13 protein-coding genes are annotated in these 18,297 nt (G+C 72.1%); 10 read left to right on the top strand and 3 right to left on the bottom strand.

The genetic code is table 11. The features are described 5' to 3' along the window. The first annotated feature begins 68 nt into the window (after positions 1 to 68). From HDA32_RS03330 to HDA32_RS03305, 6 genes are all read left to right on the top strand, one after another. The gene (locus HDA32_RS03330; protein ID WP_179641755.1) at positions 69 to 1,013 is read left to right on the top strand and encodes a sulfite exporter TauE/SafE family protein; all 945 of its coding nucleotides are present in this window, start codon (positions 69 to 71) and stop codon (positions 1,011 to 1,013) included. A 259-nt stretch (positions 1,014 to 1,272) separates the two neighbouring features. Continuing rightward, on the top strand, positions 1,273 to 2,721 hold the full coding sequence (locus HDA32_RS03325) for an FtsW/RodA/SpoVE family cell cycle protein (RefSeq protein ID WP_179641754.1): 1,449 nt from the start codon (positions 1,273 to 1,275) through the stop codon (positions 2,719 to 2,721). A 181-nt stretch (positions 2,722 to 2,902) separates the two neighbouring features. Then, a complete protein-coding gene (locus HDA32_RS03320) occupies positions 2,903 to 3,298 on the top strand; it encodes a hypothetical protein (RefSeq protein WP_179641753.1) in 396 nt (131 codons plus the stop codon). Positions 3,299 to 3,449: 151 nt separating this feature from the next. Continuing rightward, on the top strand, positions 3,450 to 5,222 hold the full coding sequence (locus HDA32_RS03315; protein WP_312863025.1) for a polymorphic toxin-type HINT domain-containing protein: 1,773 nt from the start codon (positions 3,450 to 3,452) through the stop codon (positions 5,220 to 5,222). A 12-nt stretch (positions 5,223 to 5,234) separates the two neighbouring features. Continuing rightward, positions 5,235 to 5,624: a hypothetical protein gene (locus tag HDA32_RS03310; protein ID WP_179641752.1), complete on the top strand. Its 390-nt coding sequence runs from the start codon at positions 5,235 to 5,237 to the stop codon at positions 5,622 to 5,624. Between the two features lie 57 nt (positions 5,625 to 5,681). Next, the gene (locus HDA32_RS03305; protein ID WP_179641751.1) at positions 5,682 to 6,092 is read left to right on the top strand and encodes a hypothetical protein; all 411 of its coding nucleotides are present in this window, start codon (positions 5,682 to 5,684) and stop codon (positions 6,090 to 6,092) included. On the opposite strand, the gene mazG is transcribed toward HDA32_RS03305, so the two are convergent. The 3 genes from mazG to cysC form a co-directional block, all read right to left on the bottom strand. After that, a complete protein-coding gene (mazG, locus tag HDA32_RS03300; protein ID WP_179641750.1) occupies positions 6,089 to 6,811 on the bottom strand; it encodes a nucleoside triphosphate pyrophosphohydrolase in 723 nt (240 codons plus the stop codon). The genes HDA32_RS03305 and mazG overlap by 4 nt on opposite strands. Before the next feature lie 4 nt (positions 6,812 to 6,815). Next, positions 6,816 to 7,577, bottom strand: a complete 762-nt coding sequence (locus HDA32_RS03295) for a SurA N-terminal domain-containing protein (protein WP_179641749.1) — start codon at positions 7,575 to 7,577, stop codon at positions 6,816 to 6,818. A gap of 167 nt (positions 7,578 to 7,744) precedes the next feature. Beyond that, positions 7,745 to 9,235: an adenylyl-sulfate kinase gene (gene cysC, locus HDA32_RS03290; RefSeq protein ID WP_179641748.1), complete on the bottom strand. Its 1,491-nt coding sequence runs from the start codon at positions 9,233 to 9,235 to the stop codon at positions 7,745 to 7,747. Positions 9,236 to 9,476: 241 nt separating this feature from the next. Here cysC and mfd point away from each other — a divergent pair, with 241 nt between their 5' ends. The 4 genes from mfd (at position 9,477) to HDA32_RS03270 (ending at position 18,244) form a co-directional block, all read left to right on the top strand. Continuing rightward, on the top strand, positions 9,477 to 13,070 hold the full coding sequence (mfd, locus tag HDA32_RS03285; protein ID WP_179641747.1) for a transcription-repair coupling factor: 3,594 nt from the start codon (positions 9,477 to 9,479) through the stop codon (positions 13,068 to 13,070). Positions 13,071 to 13,680: 610 nt separating this feature from the next. Beyond that, positions 13,681 to 15,618: a Wzz/FepE/Etk N-terminal domain-containing protein gene (locus HDA32_RS03280; RefSeq protein ID WP_179641746.1), complete on the top strand. Its 1,938-nt coding sequence runs from the start codon at positions 13,681 to 13,683 to the stop codon at positions 15,616 to 15,618. Next, positions 15,618 to 17,003, top strand: coding sequence for an O-antigen ligase family protein (locus tag HDA32_RS03275; protein WP_179641745.1), 1,386 nt, complete (start codon positions 15,618 to 15,620; stop codon positions 17,001 to 17,003). The genes HDA32_RS03280 and HDA32_RS03275 overlap by 1 nt, the downstream gene beginning before the upstream one ends. Further along, on the top strand, positions 17,003 to 18,244 hold the full coding sequence (locus HDA32_RS03270) for a phosphotransferase (protein WP_179641744.1): 1,242 nt from the start codon (positions 17,003 to 17,005) through the stop codon (positions 18,242 to 18,244). The genes HDA32_RS03275 and HDA32_RS03270 overlap by 1 nt, the downstream gene beginning before the upstream one ends. The last annotated feature ends 53 nt before the right edge of the window (positions 18,245 to 18,297 follow it).

Here is an 18,297-nt window from a genome sequence, read left to right as displayed (position 1 = left end):
GCTTGCCGGACTCCATCATCTACTATTCCCATCAAAGAAGTAGAAATAAGTGGGAAGGCTCCTCTTCGATGCGAACCCTCGTCCTGCTCGGTATCGTCGGCCTGCTCGCTCAGCTCGTCGACGGCAGCCTCGGCATGGGGTACGGCGTCACATCGGCCACGCTGCTGCTGCTCATCGGCGCCAACCCCGCGGCGGCGTCGGCGACCGTCCACATGGCCCAGATCGGTACCACGCTGGCGGCCGGCGTCTCCCACTGGCGGTTCGGCAACGTGGACTGGAGGGTCGTGCGGCGCATCGCGCTGCCGGGCGGCATCGGGGCCTTCCTCGGCGCCGCGTTCCTGAGTTGGCTGTCCACCGAGGCGGCCGGCCCGCTGATGTCGGGCATTCTGCTCGCCCTCGGCGGCTACATCCTGCTGCGCTTCACCGTGTGGGACACCCCGCGGGGCAACCTCGGCAAGCCCGTCCGGAAAAGATTCCTCGCCCCGCTGGGTCTCGCAGCGGGGTTCATCGACTCCACCGGCGGCGGCGGGTGGGGGCCGATCGGCACGCCCGCGCTGCTGGCCGGCGGCCGGATCGAACCGCGCAAGGTCATCGGGTCGATCGACACCAGCGAGTTCGTGGTGGCGCTGGCCTCCAGCCTCGGCTTCGTCATCGGCCTGGGGCTGTCCGGGATCAACCTCGCCTGGGTGGCGGTGCTGCTGATCGGCGGCGTGATCGCCGCCCCGATCGCCGCGTGGGTGGTGCGGCTGCTGCCGCCGCGCATGCTGGGATCGCTGGTGGGCGGTGTCATCGTGCTCACCAACGTGCACGCGATCCTGGGCGGTGACCTGATCGAGCTGCCCGGCGCCGCGCAGGTGGCCGCCTACCTGACGGCCGTCCTGGCCTGGGCCGGCGCCGTCGCCTGGTCGCTGCGCGCCCACCTGGCCGACCGCGAGGCCGAACGCCGCGTCGCCGCCGGGTCCGCGGGGGTCGAGGAGATCGAGGAGCCCTTCCGCGTGGACGTCCGCGACTGACGCCGGAGCACGGGTCCCCGCGCGGGGCGGGACCGGGACGCGAAGGCCCCCGGTCCCGCCCCGCGCCGTTTCCGCTCCCGTTCCGTTCACCTCGTCCCGTTCCGGGTAAACGGAACGGGACGCAGGCGCGTCAACCCATGTGGGGGTTCGCGCCCGAGCACCGCGCGCCCGCGCGGTCGGAGGAACCTGTGGGGACGACGAGGAGGGACGGCCCGGAGCGGACGGGACCGCACGGGCACGGCGCCCCTGGTGGTGGGCGATGGTGAACCGCGCGCCGGCCGACGCCGCGTTTCCGCCGGTCAAACGGCGCAACGCCGAGCTGGCCCTTATGCTCGTGGCCATCGCGCTGTTCGTCGGCGGCTTCGCCTGGGCCGGCCTGGCGCTGACCGGCGGCGTCCCCACGGCGCTGGGCGTGTACTCCGCGACGTTCGGGGCCCTGGCGCTGCTCCTGCACGTGGTGCTGCGCTTCGCCGCGCCGTGGGCCGACCCGCTCGTCCTCCCGCTGGCGCTGGTCCTCAACGGGACGGGCCTGGTCATGGTCTGGGCCCTCAACGCCGACGGGCCGGACGCCGGCACCGAGGTCGACCGCCAACTGCTGTGGACGGCGATCGGGATGACCACGTGCCTGGTCGTGCTGGCCACGGTCCGCCGACCGCGCAGGCTCCAGCGCTACCCCTACCTGATGGCGGCCGCATCGATCCTGCTGATCGCGATCCCCATCGCGCCGTTCATAGGCCTGGAGTTCTACGGCGCCCGGCGCTGGATCGGCTTCGGCGGGCTCACCGTGCAGCCCTCGGAGTTCGCCAAGATCACGCTGGTCCTCTTCCTCGCCTCCTACCTGGTCATGAAGCGCGGTGCCCTGTCGTTCGCGGTGCGGCGGGTGATGGTCGGCCCGGTGAAGGTCTTCAGCCTGCCGCGGATCCAGGACATGGGACCGATGATGGCGGCCTGGGGCCTGGCCATCCTGCTGCTGGTCGGCACCAGGGACCTCGGGACGTCGCTGCTGCTGTTCGGCCTGTTCCTGGCCATGCTCTACGTCGCCACCCAGCGCAAGTCATGGATCGCGATCGGCCTGGCCCTGTTCCTGGCCGGCGCCTACGTCGCCTGGCTGATGTTCTGGCACGTCCAGCAGCGGGTCACCATCTGGCTGGACCCCTTCGACCCGGAGGTCTACCGCGAGGCCGGCGGCAGCCACCAGCTCGTCCAGAGCCTGTTCGCGCTCGCCGACGGCGGCCTGCTCGGCACCGGCTTCGGCGCGGGCCGGGCCCAGTCGATCTTCGCGGCCGACAGCGACCTGATCCTGGTCTCCGTGGGCGAGAAGCTGGGCCTCGCCGGGCTGATGGCGGTCGTCGTGCTGCTGTTCCTGCTGGTGGAACGCTGCTTCCGGCTGGCACTGGCCTCGCCGGAGCTGTTCGTGAAGATGACGGCCGCCGGCCTGGGGTTCCTGTTCGCCTTCCAGGTCTTCGTCGTCCTGGGCGGGGTCACCCGGCTCATCCCCCTCACCGGCATGACCACCCCGTTCATGTCCGCCGGAGGCTCGTCGCTCATGTCGAGCTGGATCATCATCGGCCTGCTGCTGCGGATGAGCGACACGGTGCGCCGCCCGGCTCCCCCGCCCCTCCAGCACGACGAGCACCCCACCGAGGCGATGCGGCTGGGAGGGCGGCCCGAGGACGCGGCCGACCACACGACCGGCCGGCGCCGCTGACCGGTGCCCGACGGCCGGACGCATACCGGGGTTTGGCCGCCGCAGTGCGCGCAGCGCCGACGGCACGGCGAGTCCGAGCCCTGAGATGCCACCTCATGAACGCGATGGTCAGAGTTCGATGAGCTACCTTTGCGCTACATTCGCGAAGAACCTCCCCCGATCACCGATGGAAGGTCCCGACATGGAGCGCCGGTTCCCGATCGTGCTGCACGTCGCCCGCGTGCTGCTGTACTTCACCGGCGTGACGACCGTGCTGGGCATCGTCGTACTGCCCCTCGGCGCGAGGGGGCCGCTCACCTTCGCCGTCCTGGGCGTGCTGGCCTGGCTGGTGCTGCCCGGCGTGCTCTCCCTGATCGGCGCGATCCTGCTGCGCCGGGGCGGCTGGTGGGTGTTCGCCGCCGTCGTCGCGGGGCAGCTGATCGGCAGCTACCAGCACGTGGTCTCCATGTCCGGCGGCGGGGTCCCGGTGATCGCTCAACTGGTGATCACGGTCCCCACGCTGATTCTCGTCCTGCTCCCGCAGTCGCTGCGGTACTTCCACGGCCACCGGGCCGCGGTGCGCGAGCCGCGATCTTAGGCCTCAGGACCCAATCCGGGCCCTGCATCAGGGCCCGTTCCAGACGTTTTCGCGCACATAATTGAGCCTCTGGGCTCTGTTCCCGCCTTCCTCGCTTTCGCTACTCTCGACCGGTTCGTCCATGGACTCCAGCGACGGGACGGCGATTCGGGTGCTGCGGAAGATTCACGATCCGGAACGCGGTGCATCGCTACTCGAATACGCCGCGGTCATCCTGCTGGTCGCCGCGATAGCCGCGGCCGTCATCGGTTCCGGCGTGGCCCAGCAGATCGCCACCGGTCTCGGCGAGGCCGTGGACCGGGCGCTCAACCCCGACGATCCCGCGAACCCCGACGTCGACGTCGCCGACGGACCTCGGCCCGAATCGGGCGATCCGGGCCAGAGCGGCGAGAACACCCCGGGCGAACCCGCCCAGTCCGGCGAGCCGCTCCAGCCCGGTGACGACTCTCTCGGGGACCCCGCCGATTTCCTGTCCGAAGGATTCCTCCCCGCGGTGACCGGGGACCCCCAGACGTTCCAGCTCACCTACGCCGACAACGACGCCCCCGCCGCCGGCGGCCCCGACATCGTTCCCGTCGACAACCCCGGATCGGACGGGGGCGGCGAGGACGACAACGACGAGAACGGCTGGTGGAACGAGGACTGCTTCTGGGGCTACGGCTGCCCGAGCGGCGACATGCCCTGGTTCGGTTTCCAGGACCGCGGCAACTACAACTGGGACTGCGGGATCTTCGACGGCGTCTGCAAGCTCGGCGGCGGCTTCCTCAAGGGCGTCAACGACGTCGGCGAGAGCATCACCTCGGCGGGCTGCCTCGTCCACCTCTGCAGCCACGACGACTTCAGGGACACCTGGTCGGGGGTCGGGACGATCTTCACCCAGAGCCCGCTCACCACCCTCGGGCAGATGTGGGACGGCTTCACCGAGCCCTTCGAGGAGGCGTCGGAGCAGGGCGGCCTCTGGGGCAACATCGGATACAGCCTGCCCGCCGCCATCGGGGGGATCCTGAAACCCTTCAAGCTCCTCAAGGGGCTCGGGGACGATGACGGACCCGACAGCGGAAACGGCAACGGAAACGGCAACGGGTCGGACTCCGACGGCGAGGACGAGGACGATCCGCCGCCGGAGGAGGAAAGAGACGAGAACAGACCCGGGGCCTGCGATCCGAACAGCTTCGTACCGGGCACCCTCGTGCTGATGGCCGACGGCGGATACCTGCCGATCCAGGAGGTGGCCGTCGGCAACGAGGTCTGGGCCGGTGACCCGGAGACCGGCGAGAGCGGACCGCGCGAGGTCACCGACCTGATCACCGGCGACGGCGAGAAGGAGATCGTCGAGGTCACCGTGACCGCCGAGGACGGCTCCACCGACACCGTCACCGCCACCGACGGCCACCCCTTCTGGGCGCCGCAGTACGGCGCGTGGATCGAGGCCGGCGAACTGCAGCCGGGCACCTGGCTGCAGACCGGCGCCGGCTCCTGGGCCCAGGTGTCGGCCGTGGCCACCTGGACCGCACCGGACCAGCAGGTCCACAACCTCACCGTCGCCGACCTGCACACCTACCACGTCTCCGTCGGATCGGCCGACGTACTCGTACACAACGACGGAGAAGAGTGCGGAGACCTGGGGGAGGACTGGGAGCCCAGAGACCCGTCAGAAATCTGCAACAGCAGTGGCTGTGAGGACGTTGCGGCAGAAATCCAGTCAGAGATCGGTGGGGAAGTAAGGGTAATCAGAGACGGATACGGAGCTCCAGGCCTCGGTCAATACCGAGGAGAGGATACAATGTGGAGCGAACATTGGGTCGTCGTGAAGGATGGGAGAGTCTACGATGCGTGGACCGGACGCTACGGCGAACCCATCGATGATTACCTGGAAAACTGGCAGTACGGCGAGGACCTTCAATTCACGGATCCCCCTGACTAAAGAGAGCTCCTGATGGACTACCGCACCCTGTTTGCAGACGTCCACAGGCGTCCGAATGCTTACTTCCTCAGGGGCACCTACCGGGATGCCGTGGTATTCATGGCAGGGTGCGACGCCATCAATAATGGCGGACTCCTGATCGGTTTTCCGCAGTGGCTCGCCCTGAAGGCCGAATGCAGCGCCAGCCTGTCATGGCCCGCACTTGTCTTGAGAGTCACTTTCCCGGATATGAGACCGCGAGGCCTGGACGATCTTAGCGAAGAAAACGATAGAAAAGCCACTGAAAAACTCTTCTCCTTAATCGACGAATTTCTACAGGAGAGAGGGAATGCTCGCGGCGCCGCGGATATCATTACGCAGTACGCTAATACGCGGAGGTCCGGTACCGAGCACCAAACCTGAGCAGCGAAGACGGCACCACAGGGGCGGAGAAGAACACCACCGAGCGAAGAGGCTGGAATGAAGACGCGAGCCGACACACCTCCCCGCTCCGTCCGCGCCCAGCGGGTGCTGTTGTGGGTGGTGGCCGTCATCACCTGGATGAACGCGTGGGTGACGCTGCTCGACTCCGCGGGTGGCGGGGTGTTCCAGGCCGTCGGCTACGCCCTGCCCGAAACGGCGCTCGGAGCGGTGTGCGCGGTCCTCGCGGTCAGGCTGCGCACCCGGATGCGCTGGGTGCGCGTCGGCGTCATCGCCGTGCACGTCGTCGTGCTGATCGGGGAGCTCGCCCGCCTGGGCGGCGGCGATCCGCTGGCGCTGATCGGGCTGCTCTTCCCGATCGCGGGCCTGGTGCTGATCTTCCAGCGCGGTTCGCGGAAGTTCCTGACGGAGCGGCGTGAACGGCGCCGACGGCGCCCGCGCCGTTCCTAGGCCCAGTACTCCCGCCACTGCTCCGGGGTGAGGGCGCGCGGGTCGAGGCCGTCGGCTCTGGCCTTGGCCTCCGCCTCGCGCAGGCGATGGTCGAAGCGGCGGGCGGCGGAGCGCAGGTCCATCTCGGGGTCGGCGTCGCGGCGGCGCTCCGCCTCGATCGCGGCGAACAGCTCTCCCCCGGCCTCGCCGTCGTCGGCGACCAGGTCCTGAGGCAGGCCGTTGCGCACGGCGCGCTTCTGCAGCTCGTAGGCGAGCAGCGCCGCCGGCTGCCCGAAGGGGACGCCCGCCAGGATCGACGCCTCGTGCTCGCCCTTCGCCGCGCGCTCGGCCGCCTTGATGGTCTCCCAGTTGGCGCGCACGTCGCCCACGCCCTCGACCCGGGTATCGGCGAAGACGTGCGGGTGCCTGCGGGTCAGCTTGTCGATGATGGCGTCGGCGACGTCGTCGATCGTGAAGCCGTCGGCCCCGCGCTCCTCGGCGACCCTGGCGTGGAAGACCACCTGGAGCAGGACGTCGCCCAGCTCCTCGCGCAGCGTGGCGAGGTCGCCCTGCTCGATCGTCTCCAGCGCCTCGTAGGCCTCCTGGATCAGGTACTTGGCCAGCGATTCGTGGGTCTGCTCGGCGTCCCAGGGGCATTCGCGCCGCAGGGTGTCCATCACCTCGACGAGCGCGAGCACCCGGTGGCCGGAGCGCTTCTCGGGGAGCATGTCCTCACTCATGGACTCAGCCTCCCATGCCCGGCGGCACCTGCGCCCCGGGCCGGGTCTCGGGGGCCGACAGCGCGCTGACGCCGGGGAAGACCTGCAGGGTCGCCGGATCGATGGTGCCGTAGCGCGGGCTCACCTCGATCTCGGTCCGCTCGATGTAGGGCTCGACCTGGGCGCCCAGGTACTGTCCCTGCGCCGTCTCCCGGATCTGCGGCTCCACCTGGGCCATGCCGGCCTCGAGCTGCTCCTCCAGTTCGCCGCCCTGCAGGCCCTGGGCCTCCAACTGCTCGCGGTAGGCCTCCCGCTGCTGCTCGCGGATCTGCCCGCTGAGCGCCTCGACCTCCTCGGCGTCCGCGTCGACCAGCTCCTCCTGGACCAGCAGGAACATGGCCAGGTCGCGCGCCTGCGCCGTACCGGCCTGCTGGGCGAGGGGCTCGATCCCGCCCTGGTCCTCGACCTCGGCGTCGACCGCCGCGCGCCCGATGTCGATCCCCCTGTCCTCGGCGATCTGCTCGAACAGCGTGAAGCGGACCCGGTTGGCCACGATCTCGCTGGCCAACTGGGCGCGGTTGCTGTCGGGGACCTCCTGGCCGAGCTGCTCGGCGACCAGTTCCTCCACGGAGGCGATGTCGGTCTGGATCTGCTCGGTGCTGATCCGATCGCCGCCCACGACCGCGGCGGCGCCCGCCTGTGAGATGCCGCAGCCGGTGAGCGCGACCAGGGCGGCCCCGGACGCGAGGGTCAGGAGGGTCGTGCGGTGCGGGGAGGAGAGACGCACGAGGAGGAACCTTTCGATCGACGATCGTCCGAGGCCGCCGGGCCGTGGGCCCGGCAGGCGCGGCGCGGACGGCGGGCACGGGGCCGCCACTGTCGGCGGGCGTGCCCCGGGCAGCCACTGTGCCCTAAGTTACGCAACGCGCGCCACCCGCCGCGGCGGCCCTGCGACTACAGCCAGCCGCCGGAGCGCAGCGCGGCGACCACCTCGGCGACCGACTCCTCCTCGGACGCGCCGCTGGTGTCGAGGACGAGGTCTGCGTCCCGCGGCTCCTCGTAGGGGTCGGAGACGCCGGTGAACTCCGGGATCTCGCCCGCGCGGGCCTTGGCGTAGAGGCCCTTGCGGTCGCGGGCCTCGCAGACCTCCAGCGGGGTGGCCACGTGGATCAGCAGGAAGTCGCCGTTGTCCTCCACCATCGCGCGCACCTCGGCCCGCGTGGCGGCGTAGGGGGCGATCGGCGCGCAGATCGCCACGCCGCCGTGGCGGGTGATCTCGGCGGCGACGTAGCCGATCCGGCGGATGTTGAGGTCGCGGTCGGCGCGCGAGAACGTCAGGCCCGCCGACAGCATGCGGCGCACGACGTCGCCGTCGAGGAGCGACACCGTGCGGCCGGCCGCGCGCACCGCCTCGGCCGTGCCGCGCGCCACCGTCGACTTGCCGGAACCGGACAGGCCGGTGAAGAACAGCGTGAGGCCGCGCCGGGTCCGCGCGGGGCGCCGCCTGGCCAGCTCGGCGGCGACGGCCGGCGGCGTGAACCACTCCGGCAGTCCGGCGCCGCGGGCGAGCAGCTCATCGACCTCGGCGTCGGCGAGTTCGGCCCGCGCCGCCTCAGGGGCGACCCGGTCGGTGCGCCGCCACGTGTCGGCGTCGGTGTCGTGGCTCCACGGAGCGGGGACCACGACCGGGATCGGCGCGCCCTCGACGGCCCGCGCCTCCTGGCCGGCGCCGCGCTCGATCAGCACGTGCGTGGCGCCGTAGGCCGCCGCGACGTGCGCGATGAGCAGGTCGCGGCGCGAGGCCGGCAGCGGGGCGCCCTCCGAGGCCGGGTCCCCGGGCAGCGTCACGACCGCGAACCCGGTCGGGGAGGGCAGCATCGGCTCGGTGGCGAGCACGGCCGGCGCGGCGCCCTCGTCGCCGAGGGGCGCGTCGATGAGCACGAGCACGTCGGCGGCGCCGTTGTCGCCGATCTCCTCGGCGGCGGCCCGGATCTGGTACAGCGCCCTGTGGTGCAGCGGCCGGGCGGTCACCACCGCCAGCAGCGGGCGTTCGGCCGAGGCTCCGCGCCGCTGACGGACCTGGTCGGGGCCCAGGCGCAGGTGCCGCAGCGCGCCGTGCACGGGCGGCCGCGCGGCGCGCACCTTCCCGGCGAGCCGGTGCCGACCGTCGGCCCACCAGCGCTCACCGACCTCCAGTTCGGCCAGCGGCGCGCCCTCGGGGTCGGTGAGCAGAAGGCGGTCCGCCTCGGCCGACTCGTCGGGGACCGGAAGCGTGACCGGCACCGGCCAGTCGGCGCCTTCGGGCAGCCGACCGTGCTCGCACACCGACTTCGCCTCGGCCGCGGTCATGAACCCCGACAGCGGGTAGCAGCCGCTGAGGATCAGCTCCAGGTGGGCCATCGCCTCGGGGCCGGGAGTGTGGGTGGGCAGGTCGGATCCGCTCATGGGGGTCACTCTAGAACGCGTCCGGAAAAGGACGGTGAGGGCGCTCCGGGAACAGCCCGCGGTCGCCGGACGTTGGCCTTGGTGGTCGGCCCCGCCGATCGTCCACCGCGGGCACGGGGGGAATCCGTGTGTCGCCGGTGCCGGGTGCCACGTAGGCTAGGAGCGGGGAACCAACCGATCCAGTCCCGCGCGTCCCGCCCGCCGCACTGTCGGTCCAACTTCTCACGCCCCACCTGGTGATATGAGCCTTTCCGGACTTCTCGCCGTCGTCGCCGACGACCCGGCCCTCAAGAAAGCGATCGAAACCGCCCGTGGCGGCCACGATCCCCGTCTCGACCTCGTCGCACCTCCGGCGCTGCGGCCGTTCCTGGTCGCCGCTCTGGCCACCGACGCCCCCGTGGGCGCGGGCCGTCCGGTTCTGGCCATCACCGCCACGGAGCGCGAGGCGGCCGATCTGACGGACGCCCTCGGCTCGCTGCTGCCGGCCGAGTCCGTGGCGCTGTTCCCCGCGTGGGAGACGCTTCCGCACGAGCGGCTGTCGCCGCGCTCCGACACCGTGGGGCAGCGGCTCGCGGTGCTGCGCCGACTGGCCCACCCCAACCCCGACGATCCGCTCACCGCGCCGCTGCGCGTGATCGTCGCCCCCGTGCGCAGCGTCCTGCAGCCGCTCGTGGCCGGGCTGGGCGACCTCAGGCCGGTGCGCATCCGGCCGGACGACGAGGTGGCGCTCGACGAGGTCGTGGACTCCCTGGTCGAGGCCGGGTACGCCCGCGTCGACCTGGTGGAGAAGCGCGGCGACGTCGCCGTGCGCGGCGGCATCCTCGACGTCTTCCCGCCCACCGAGGAGCACCCGCTGCGGCTGGAGTTCTGGGGCGACCAGGTCGACGAGATCCGCTACTTCCAGGTCGCCGACCAGCGCTCCATCGGTGCCGACTCCGCCGATGCCCGCGGCCGCGCCGCGTCAGGCCTGTTCGCGCCGCCGTGCCGGGAACTGCTGCTGACCCCGCAGGTCCGCGAGCGCGCGCGGGAGCTGGCCCGGCGGCACCCCTCGCTGGCCGACATCCTGGACAAGCTCGCCGACGGCATCACGGTCGAGGGCATGGAGGCGTTCGCGCCGGTGCTCGCCGACGACATGGAGCTGCTGCTGGACCTGCTGCCGACCGGCGCGCACATCGTGGGCTGCGACCCCGAGCGCATCCGCACCCGCGCCCTCGAACTCGCGGCCACCAGCCGGGAGTTCCTCGACGCCTCCTGGATCAACGCCGCCTCCGGCGGTGAGGCCCCCATCGACCTCGGCGCCTCGGCCTACAAGTCCATCGCCGAGATCCGCTCCGCCGCCGCCGCGCTCGACCTGCCGTGGTGGACGGTCACCCCGTTCGACGCCGGCGCGCCCGCCTCGGCCGAGGAGGACGACTCCGTCCTGATCGGCGCCGCGGCGGCCGACGAGTACCGGGGCGACACCGAGCGGGCGCTGGCCGACGTCAAGTCCTGGCTGCACGACGAGTGGCGCGTGGTGATGGTCACCCAGGGCCACGGCCCGGCCGAGCGGTTGGCCGCCATGCTGCGCGACGCCGGTCTGGGCGCGCAACTGCGGACGGACCTGCCCGGGACCCCCGACACCGCGATCGCCACCGTCGCCACCGGCCGGATCGAGCACGGCTTCGTGTGCCGGTCGGTGCGCACCGTCGTCCTCACCGAGGCCGACCTCGCCGGGCAGAAGTCCTCCACCAGGGACATGCGCCGGATGCCCAGCCGGCGGCGCGGAACGATCGACCCGCTCCAGCTCAAGCCGGGCGACTACGTGGTGCACGAGCAGCACGGCGTCGGCCGCTACATCGAGATGGTCAGCCGCAACGTCCAGGGCGCCACCCGCGAGTACCTGCTCATCGAGTACGCGCCGTCCAAGCGCGGCCAGCCCGGCGACCGGCTGTTCGTGCCGACCGACCAGCTCGACGAGGTCACCCGCTACGTCGGCGGCGAGGCCCCGACGCTGAGCAAGATGGGCGGCTCGGAGTGGACCAAGACCAAGAACCGCGCCCGCAAGATCGTCCGGGAGATCGCCGGTGACCTGATCCGGCTCTACTCCGCCCGGCAGGCCTCCCCCGGCCACGCCTTCACCGCCGACACCCCGTGGCAGCGGGAGCTGGAGGACGCGTTCCCCTACGTGGAGACGCCCGACCAGCTCGCCGCCATCGACGAGGTCAAGCGCGACATGGAGAAATCGGTCCCGATGGACCGGCTGATCTGCGGCGACGTCGGCTACGGCAAGACCGAGGTGGCGGTGCGCGCCGCGTTCAAGGCGGTGCAGGACGGCAAGCAGGTGGCGCTGCTGGTGCCGACCACGCTGCTGGTGCAGCAGCACCTGTCCACGTTCTGCGAGCGCTACGCCTCCTTCCCGATCACCGTCAAGCCGATGTCGCGGTTCCAGACCGACGGTGAGGTGGAGCTGACCCGCGAGGGGCTGCGCAACGGCGACGTCGACGTCGTGATCGGCACGCACCGGCTGCTGTCCACCGAGACCAAGTTCAAGAGCCTCGGGCTGGTGGTCATCGACGAGGAGCAGCGCTTCGGCGTCGAGCACAAGGAGGCCCTGAAGCGGCTGCGCACCCAGGTCGACGTGCTGGCGATGTCGGCGACGCCGATCCCGCGCACGCTGGAGATGGGGCTCACCGGCATCAGGGAGATGACCACCATCCTCACGCCGCCGGAGGAGCGGCACCCGGTCCTCACCTTCGTCGGCCCCTACGACGAGAAGCAGATCGCCGCCGCGATCCGCCGCGAGCTGATGCGCGAGGGCCAGGTGTTCTTCGTGCACAACCGGGTGGCCTCGATCGACAAGGTCGCCGCGACCCTGAGCAGGCTGGTGCCCGAGGCCCGGGTGGCCTACGCCCACGGCCAGATGAACGAGCAGCAGCTCGAAAAGGTCATGGTCGACTTCTGGGAGAAGAACTTCGACGTGCTGGTCTCCACCACGATCGTGGAGTCCGGGCTCGACGTGCCCAACGCCAACACCCTCATCGTCGACCGCGCCGACGCCTACGGGCTGTCGCAGTTGCACCAGTTGCGCGGCAGGGTCGGCCGCGGCAGGGAGCGGGCCTACGCCTACTTCCTGTACCCGCCGGAGAAGCCGCTGACCGAGACCGCGCACGAGCGGCTGGCCACGGTCTCCCAGCACACCGAGATCGGCGCGGGCATGTACGTGGCGATGAAGGACCTGGAGATCCGCGGCGCGGGCAACATCCTCGGCGCCGAGCAGTCCGGCAGCATCGCCGGGGTCGGGTTCGACCTGTACGTGCGCATGGTCGGCGAGGCGGTGCGCGAGCTGAAGGGCGACCCGAACGCGGCCGAGGAGATCGAGACGCGGGTCGAGCTGCCCATCGACGCCCACATCCCGCACGACTACGTGCCGGGTGAGCGGCTGCGCCTGGAGGCCTACAGGCGGATCGCGAGCGTCTCCGACGACGGCGACATCGCCGCGGTGCGCGAGGAGCTCGCCGACCGCTACGGCGAGCCGCCCCGGCCCGTGGACAACCTGCTCGCGGTCGCGCGCTTCCGGGTCCTGGCCAAGAGCGCCGGCCTCACCGACGTCGTGGCGCAGGGCGGCCAGATCCGGTTCGCGCCGGTGGAGTTGCGCGAGTCGCAGCAGCTCCGGCTGCGCCGCCTGCACCCCAAGTCGATCTTCAAGGAGCCGACCAAGACCCTGCTGGTGCCGGCCCCCAAGGCCGGCGGCCTGGGCGGCAAGCCGCTGCGCGACCTGGAACTGCTCGCGTGGTGCACCGACCTGGTGACGGCGGTCTTCGAACCGGGCAAGGCCAAGGCGGCGCCGCAGGGGTAGAACCTCACGGCGACTGGGCGATGGTGCGCGCCCGCCTCGGCCACCAGGGGCCTCGGAACCTCAGCCCAGGGGGTTTTGAAGCCCCGGCCACAGGTGGGACCCGCGGCGACCGGGCGATCCTCTCGCGTGGCCGAAGGCCCCTAAAGGGATCGCCCCGGCGCCGCGCCACCCACGCCGCCACCGTGCGTGCCAGGACGCGACCGGGGTTTCGGTGCGCGCCCACGGCGGCGGGCCATCGCACCTGCCCACCTCGGCCACCGAGGGCGTGAAACACCGGCCACAGGGGCGTGCACCCCAACCCAAAGACTGAACGCGCACCGCCTGCTTGGGCGCCGGGCCGAAACCGCGGTGTCGGTCCGCACCGACGGTGTCGGCGTGCGCTTCGCGCGCGGGAGGGCGATTTTGCGTCCACGGGCCTTCGGCCACGCGAGAGAATCGCCCACCCGCACGCCGTCCCTCCCGGGGTGGGCCCGACCCCGGGTCGCGCGCCCTTCCAACGGCCTTCTGGAGAAACCCCTGGTCGGGTCGGCCATCTTCGCAATCAAATCGACTACTCTTAGTATTCGAACTTTTACAAAGAGTAGTATCTGCGGAGAGGACCGACCCCCAGATGGAGACCGCCAACCTCGAACCGGAACTCGCCGATCACCTGGCCGTGCTGCGCCGACGATGGTGGGTGATCGCCCTCGGCGTGTTCCTCGGTTTCTCGCTGGCCGCCGCGGCGCTCCTCACCATGCCCAGGACCTACACGGCGGCCACCTCGGTGCAGGTCAGGCCGACGGGGATTGCGGAGCTCACGGGAGAGCTGTCCGGACGCACCAACGGGGAGGTCAACCTCGACACCGAGGCCCAGATCGTCCAGTCGGCCGAGGTCGCGGCGAGGGCCGTGGAGAACCTGGGCGGCGCCGACGTGACGGAGGCGCGCGAGCGGCTGGAGATCACGGTGCCGCCCAACAGCAGCGTGCTGGAGATCGCCTACTCCGACTCCACCCCCGAGCTGGCCAGGGACGGGTCCGCCGCCTTCGCCGACGCCTACCTGCGGCACCGCTCCGAGCAGGTGGAGGCCCAGATCGACGGTCGGCTCGAAGCGCTGCGCGCCGAACTCGACGGGCGCGACGAGGAGCTGGCCGAACTCGCCGAGCGGGCCTTCTCCGGCACCGGAGCGGCCCAGATCCGGGCCGAGACCCGGCTGGACGCGGCGCAGAACGAGGTCTCCGACCTCAACAGCGAGATCAACCCGCTCGAGGCGCTGCGTGCGTCGCTGGTGACCGGGCAGGTCATCACCGCGGCCGTCGCCCCGGAGGAGCCGGCCTCGCCGATCCCGCCGCTCTGGCTGGGCGGCGGCGCGCTGCTCGGCCTGGTGCTCGGCCTGACGGCCGGCTACCTGGTCGACCGCGGCGACCCCCGGTTGCACGGCGTGTCCGCGGTGCGCCGGGCCGTCCCCCAGCCGGTCCTGCTGGACCTGCATCGGCGGCCCGGCAGCGCGGCCGGCCTGCTGCCCGCCTCCAGCCGCTCCGGTCAGGGCTTCCACGAACTGGCGCACACGCTGGTGGCCCAGATGGGGCCCGGCGACCACGTGCTGCTGATGCCCGGGGTCTCCCCCGGCCGGTGCGGCTCGGTCGCCGCCGTCAACCTGGCCGCGGCGCTGGCCCGCACCGACGCCGACGTGCTGCTGGTCTGCGCCGACCTGGAGAGCACCGACGCCACCGCGCTGCTCGGCCTGCCCGCCGGTCCGGGGCTGGCCGAGGTCCTGGCCGACGGCGCCGACGCCGCCGAACTGGAGCGGCACCCGGCCGGGCTGCCCGGCCTGCGCGTCCTGCCGCCCGGCGAGGCCGGTGGGCGCGCCGCCGGACTGCTGCAGCGCGGCGCCATGAGCGGGCTCATCCGCGAGCTGCGCGGCACCGCCCGCTACGTCGTGATCGCGACCGCGCCCACCTGCGCGCGCGCCGACGCCCACGCCATGGCGGTCGAGGCCGACGCGGTCCTCGCCGTGGTGGAACTCGGCCGCACCCGCGCCGACGAGCTGACCGAGAGCGTGCGCCGGCTCGAACACATCGGCGTCGATGTGCTCGGCACCGTCGTCGTGCCCGCGCAGGGCGCGGCGGGGGGCGCCGGTGAGCGCCCCCGGCGGGCCGCGGAAGGCCCTGCACCCGCTGAACAGGCCGGACCCGTCGGGACCGCCGAGCAGAACGGTCCTTCCGAAACCGCCGACCGGACCGAACCCTCCGGAGCCGCGGCCGAGCCGGCCGGGGAGCCGGAGGGGGCTGCCGCGGCGGAGGCCGGGGCCGGATCGGACGCCGAGGCCGGGAGCGCGGCCGAGACGGCGGCCGGGGCCGGTGCAGACGAGGTCGACCGGGCCGAGGAGGCGGATCGGACCGAGGAGACGGATCGGGCTGAGGAGACCGACCGGACCGACAAGGCCGATCGGACTGAGGAGGCCGACCGGGCCGACCGGGCCGACCGGACCGACAAGGCCGATCGGCGCAGCGAGGAGCCGGACGAGGAGCCGGCGGAGGAGCCGGGCGCCGGTCTCCCCGCGCGGCGCTGATGGGGGCCGGTGGACTCCGCACCGCGGCCCCCGCGGCCGGGCGAGCGCACGCGGCGGGGTGGCCGGGGCCGGGGTGGCCCGTCACCGCACTGTTCGTCGGATACCCGCTGTGGTGGGCGCTGGGACTGGGGCAGTTCGCGTTCTGGCTCTTCGCCGTGCCCATGGCCGTGGAACTGCTCCGGCGGCACCGACGGAGCGGACTGCGCCTGCCGCCCGGTTTCGCCTTCTGGGCGCTGTTCCTGGTGTGGTCGGTGGCCGGGCTCGGCCTGATCGGACTGACCGCGCCGGGCACGCTGGCCGGCAGCGCCGGCTACCTGGGCGCGCTGATCCGGCTCGGCACCTACCTGGCCCTGACCGTGCTGCTGCTCTACGTGGGCAACCTGTCCCGCGCCGAACTGCCCGACCTGCGCGTGGCGCGGGTGCTGGGCTGGCTGTGCCTGACCACCGTCGCCGGCGGCCTGCTCGGGACGTTCGCCCCGGACTTCGGGTTCACCTCCCCCGTGGAGGCGCTGCTGCCGGCCGCGCTGGCCCAGCACTCCTATGTGCAGGAGATGCTGCACCCGTCGGCGGCCCAGGTCATGGACGTCCTGGGCTACGAGGCGCCGCGCCCCAAGGCGCCGTGGGAGTACACCAACACCTGGGGCAACGTCCTGTCCCTGCTGCTCATCTGGTTGGTCATCGGCTGGCTGCACCTGGGAACGGGGTGGCGGCGCTGGGTCGCGGGCACCGCCGTCGTGCTGTCGGCGGTCCCGATCGTCCACTCGCTCAACCGCGCCGTGTGGGTGGGCCTCGCGCTGTCCCTGGCCTTCCTGCTGTTCCAACTGGTGCGGCGGGGCCGCGTGGTCGCTGTGGCGCTGTGCGCGCTGGCGGCGGCGGCCGTGGCGGTCGCGGTGCTGCTGTCCCCGCTGGTGGCCATCATCGAGGACCGAGCGGACAACCCGCACAGCGACAGCGGCCGGGCCGCCGCGAGCGCCGCCGCGGTGCAGGCCGCCAACGACTCCCCCGTCGTCGGCTGGGGGTCGACCCGGGACGTGCTGGGCAGCAGCGCATCGATCGCCGTCGGCAAATCGGCGGAGTGCCCGCAGTGCGGAAACCACACCATCGGCAACAACGGCCAACTCTGGCTGCTGCTGGTCGCCAACGGCTGGGTGGGAGCGGCGCTGTTCCTCGCCTTCTTCGCCCGGACCGCGTGGCGGCACCGCTCCGATGTCTCACTGATCGGTTCCGGCGCCCTACTGACGATCCTGCTGCTCTTCTGGTACATGTTTTTTTATGTCGCGCTAACGGCTCCGCTGGCCGTCTCGATGCTCGCCGTGGCCCTGCTGTGGCGCCGGAGCACCGAGCGGACCGGCGGCGCCACCGCGGCGGTGGGGGGTGTCACGTGATGAACGGCGAAACCACCTATCTGACCGACCTCGCGGAAGTGTTGTGGCCGTGCGGCGGACTGCTGGGCCGGGGAGGTGAGTGCACCGGCCCCCATGAGACACGTGTGCCCGATCCCCGCGGCGCGTCGGTGCGCGAGTACCTGCCGGTCCCCTCGGCGCACAACCCGCGGGTGATCCTGCCCGCGGCCAACCGCTACGCGGCGGTGCGCGGGATCTCCGCGTTCGCCCAGCGCCACTCCTTCAAGGAGCGCTTCCGCGCCGCGCTGCTGAGCACCGCGTTCGCCAGCGGCGTGGCGCCGCTGCTGCTGCGCGACCGGCTGCGGGTGGGGTCGGGGCCGACCATCGAGCAGGCCCTGTCCGAAGCCCTGGACCGGGAGATCGTCATCGCGATCCACGTGGGTCCGCCGCGCGCCAACCGCAAGCCCGTCCTGCTGCTGCTGACGCCCGGCGGCCGGACGATCGGCTATGCCAAGGTCGGGGTCAACCCGCTGACCTCGCGGTTGGTCTCGGCGGAGACTTCGGCGCTGCGCCGCCTCGCCGACTCGCGGCTGCGCGACATCACCGTGCCCCGGCTGCTGCACTCCGGTGACTGGAACGGCCGCCCGCTGCTGGTGCAGGAGGCGCTGCCGGTGGGCGACCAGACCGACCGCCCCACCCGCCGCCAGTTGCTGCGCTGCGTCACCCAGATCTCGGGTCTGGAGCCGATCCGGGAGCGGCGGATCTCGGCCAGCGCCTACCGCTCCGTCCTGGCCGGCCGCATCACCGCCCTCGGAAACCGGGCCGAGGCCCCCGCGCTGCGCGCCACGCTCGCCCGGCTGCCCGACGTCCGGGTTCCCTTCGGTGCCTGGCACGGCGACCTGACCCGGTGGAACATCGCGAGCACGCCGCGAAGGGCGTTCGTGTGGGACTGGGAGCGGCTGACCATGGACGTCCCGGTGGGCTTCGACGCCCTGCACTACGAGCTGAACGAGTCGGTCCAGGTCGGCGTGCACCCCGGGGTGCACCGCTGGCTCGACAGCGGGTCCCGGCTGCTGCGCGATCCGCTGATGTCGGGCGTCGGGCTGCGGCCGGACTCGGTGTCCACCGTCATGGCCCTGTACCTGATCGACCTGGCCACCCGCTACCTGCAGGACCGGCAGGCCGAGGCCGGCGGCCGACTCGCCGCCGTGGACGACTGGCTGCTGCCCGCTCTGGCCGGGCTCGAAGAACGCGCAGCTCATGAGGCACGCCACTCCTGCTGAGGTCCACGGCGTTGGCCGTCCGGCGGGTGATCATCGTTCGTGTGCCGCGCGCC

Origin of the sequence: Spinactinospora alkalitolerans (assembly GCF_013408795.1) — a bacterium.
GTDB classification, from domain to species: Bacteria; Actinomycetota; Actinomycetes; order Streptosporangiales; family Streptosporangiaceae; genus Spinactinospora; species Spinactinospora alkalitolerans.
Note: the sequence above shows the minus strand (reverse complement) of the source record. Positions and strands in the feature narration are given on the sequence as shown.